Genomic DNA, 3038 nt, shown 5'->3' on the forward strand with positions numbered 1-3038 from the left:
AAAAGCCCCAGGCTTCGTTCTCGGTGGCGGGGATGGTCTGCTGGGTCGTCATCGTGGGCTCCGTTCGCTGGATCGTTGCGACACCCGTAGTAACGCGCTTCTTCGTTGAGAAGCCAAGCACCGCTTGGCCTCTTTCTCGATCTTTCTGATCAGGCGATGCGGTACACCCGCTCGCCGCCTTTGGGCTTGTCCGACACGATGGCGAGGCCCAGCTTCTTCTTCAGTGCCCCGGCGAAGGTGCCGCGCACCGTGTGCGCCTGCCAGCCGGTGGCGGCACAGATCTGGCGGATGGTGGCACCCTCGGGGCGCTGCAACATCCGGATCACCTCGGCCTGCTTGCTGTTCGCCCGGGTGCGCGGCTTGGCCCAGGTGGCCTCGGCCGCCGCAACCGCAGCCTCCAGTTCGGGATCGCCCGTCTCGGCGGGCGCCCCTTCAGCGTTGGCGATGATCCGGTCGAGATGGGTTTCGAATCGACCGATGCGCGTCTGGCCGGCGCCGGGGCGCGCAAGCCCCAAGGCGTCGTAGCCCTCGGCGGCGACGCGCCAGCCCTCGCCATCGGGCGTGATCAGGGCGCGTTTGAACATCCCGTCGAGCACTTTCTGGCGGGCGCCGCCTTTGATGTGGTCGGGGAACCAGTCGATCTTGCCGTCGGTGTGGTGGACGGCGTGGGCGAGGATGGCGTGCTGGGCCGGGGTCAGTGGCGTGGTGCTCATGGGCTGCTCCTTCACAGGGGTTGATCGGGTGACGTGATGAACGCGCTGTTCCACCCAGAAGCCAAGCGTTTTGTGCTGGGCGTTCAGGGCATGCCATCAGGTGTGGGTCTTATCCGACGGCGTGGCTTGGCGGCCCTGCTCGACACCGGCGTTGAAGGCGGCTTCGAGCGCCTTGCGCAAACACCAGACCGCCACGTCGTGGAAGTCGAGGCGATCGGCGTGGCGGGCTTGCAGGGTGTCGATGCCCAGATGTTTCTGGGCGATCTGGGTGAGGAGGGTGTCGATCGGGCTCATGGCGTTTCCTTTCGAGAGGTGGTTGGCGTGACGTGATGAACGCGCTGTTCCCGATGGAAGCCAAGCTCCATTCGCAGATTGACGAACAGATGATTGAAGAAGGTGACGATGGGACTGTCCATTCGCGCCTACGCGCGCCACCGTGGCGTGTCGCACGTGGCCGTGAAAAAGGCCATCGACACTGGGCGGATCACGCCGCTACCGGACGGCACGATTGACCCGGACACGGCGGACGCCCAGTGGGCACAAAACACCTTGCAAGCCCGCAAGGTAGTCGAGCCGGCGAAGGTCCGCCATGTGAAGGCGCGGGCACTGCCCGGGCGCGATGTGCCCGAACCCGCTACCCCACCGTTGTCGACGGGCGGCACCTCGCTGCTGCAGGCGCGCACGGTCAACGAGGTGCTCAAGGCCAAGCTCAACAACCTGGAGCTGGCCCACCGCAAAAAGGAACTGGTGGATCGGGCGCAGGCCGTGGCGCACGTGTTCAAGCTCGCGCGCATCGAGCGCGACGCGTGGTTGAACTGGCCCGCGCGCATCTCCGGCCAGATGGCCTCCGCGCTCGGGGTCGATGCGCACCGGATGCACGTGGCCTTGGAGACGGCCGTGCGTGAGCACCTGATCGAACTGGGCGAGTTGCGTCCACGGGTGGACTGATGGAATTCGAAAACAAGCGAAGCGCAGTTTCGCGAGCCCAAGGCGAGAAGGAGCAAAGCGACTGGCACTACGAAGGCGCGCTAGAGATCGAGCGGGCCTGGCGCGAGGGACTCACGCCCGATCCGCTGCTGACGGTATCCGAGTGGGCCGACCGCCACCGGGTGCTCTCCAGCAAGGCATCCGCTGAGCCGGGGCGCTGGCGCACCAGCCGCACGCCGTACCTGAAGGCGATCATGGATTGCCTGTCGCCAACCTCGCCGGTCGAGCGGGTGGTGTTCATGAAAGCCGCCCAGCTCGGCGCGACCGAGATGGGGTCGAACTGGATCGGCTACGTGATCCACCACGCGCCGGGGCCAATGATGGCGGTCTGGCCCACGGTGGAGATGGCCAAGCGCAACTCCAAGCAGCGCATCGACCCGCTGATCGAGGAATCACCCGCGCTTGCCGAATTGATCGCTCCGGCGCGCTCGCGTGATTCGGGCAACACCATCCTGGCCAAGGAGTTCCGGGGCGGCGTGCTGGTGATGACCGGCGCGAACAGCGCCGTGGGCCTGCGCTCGATGCCGGTGCGCTACCTGTTCCTCGATGAGGTGGACGGTTATCCCCTGGACGTCGAGGGCGAAGGCGATGCGATCTCGCTGGCGGAGGCGCGCACGCGCACGTTCGCGCGGCGCAAGATCCTCATCGTCTCAACACCGACGATCTCGGGGGCGAGTGCCATCGAGCGCGAGTATGAGGCCAGCGACCAGCGGCGCTACTTCGTGCCGTGCCCGCACTGCTCGCACCGCCAGTGGCTGCGCTTCGAGCAACTGCGCTGGGAGCGTGGCGCGCCCGAGACGGCGGCCTACATCTGCGAGTCCTGTGACGCTTCGATTGCCGAGCACCACAAGACCTGGATGCTGGAGCACGGCGAGTGGCGCGCTCTTGTCCCGGAGAACGGCGCCAAGACGGCGGGCTTTCACCTGTCCTCGCTGTACAGCCCGGTGGGTTGGCGCAGCTGGCGCGACATCGCGGCTGCCTGGGAGGCTGCGGTCAACAAGGAGTCCGGATCGGCCGCCGCCATCAAGACCTTCAAGAACACCGAGCTGGGCGAGACCTGGGTCGAGGAAGGCGAAGCGCCCGACTGGCAACGGCTGGTCGAGCGGCGCGAGGACTATCCGCTGGGGCGCATTCCCTCTGGTGGCCTGCTCCTGGTCGGCGGCGCCGACGTGCAGAAGGACCGCATCGAGGCCTCCGTCTGGGCCTTCGGGCGAGGCAAGGAGAGCTGGCTCATCGAGCACCGGGTGCTGGTGCGCGGATCCAACGATTTCGAGTATCAGGGGCAGCGGTTCAAGAGCCTGACGGCGATTGCCCGCCACATCACCGGCACGCCGTGGT

Annotated in this window: 4 protein-coding genes; 2 read left to right on the forward strand and 2 right to left on the reverse strand. The window is 66.7% G+C overall.

The features are described from left to right. Positions 1–149 precede the first annotated feature (149 nt). Together ACK42S_RS16865 and ACK42S_RS16870 are read right to left on the reverse strand one after the other, a co-directional pair. Positions 150–713 (reverse strand): DUF3489 domain-containing protein, encoded by a 564-nt coding sequence (locus tag ACK42S_RS16865; protein WP_409710272.1) that lies wholly within the window; start codon positions 711–713, stop codon positions 150–152. 96 nt (positions 714–809) lie between these two features. Beyond that, positions 810–1007, reverse strand: coding sequence for a DUF6900 domain-containing protein (locus tag ACK42S_RS16870; RefSeq protein ID WP_409710275.1), 198 nt, complete (start codon positions 1005–1007; stop codon positions 810–812). A 108-nt stretch (positions 1008–1115) separates the two neighbouring features. Between ACK42S_RS16870 and ACK42S_RS16875 the strand changes: the two genes are divergently transcribed. Both ACK42S_RS16875 and ACK42S_RS16880 read left to right on the forward strand, forming a co-directional pair. Then, the gene (locus ACK42S_RS16875) at positions 1116–1661 is read left to right on the forward strand and encodes an elements of external origin (protein WP_409710278.1); all 546 of its coding nucleotides are present in this window, start codon (positions 1116–1118) and stop codon (positions 1659–1661) included. Continuing rightward, positions 1661–3038: terminase gpA endonuclease subunit (locus tag ACK42S_RS16880; RefSeq protein WP_409710281.1), on the forward strand; the 1378-nt coding region annotated here is incomplete at its 3' end. The genes ACK42S_RS16875 and ACK42S_RS16880, both read left to right, overlap by 1 nt.

The sequence above is a fragment of the Caldimonas sp. genome (genome assembly GCF_046289365.1).
In the GTDB taxonomy this organism is placed as follows: domain Bacteria; phylum Pseudomonadota; class Gammaproteobacteria; order Burkholderiales; family Burkholderiaceae_C; genus Caldimonas.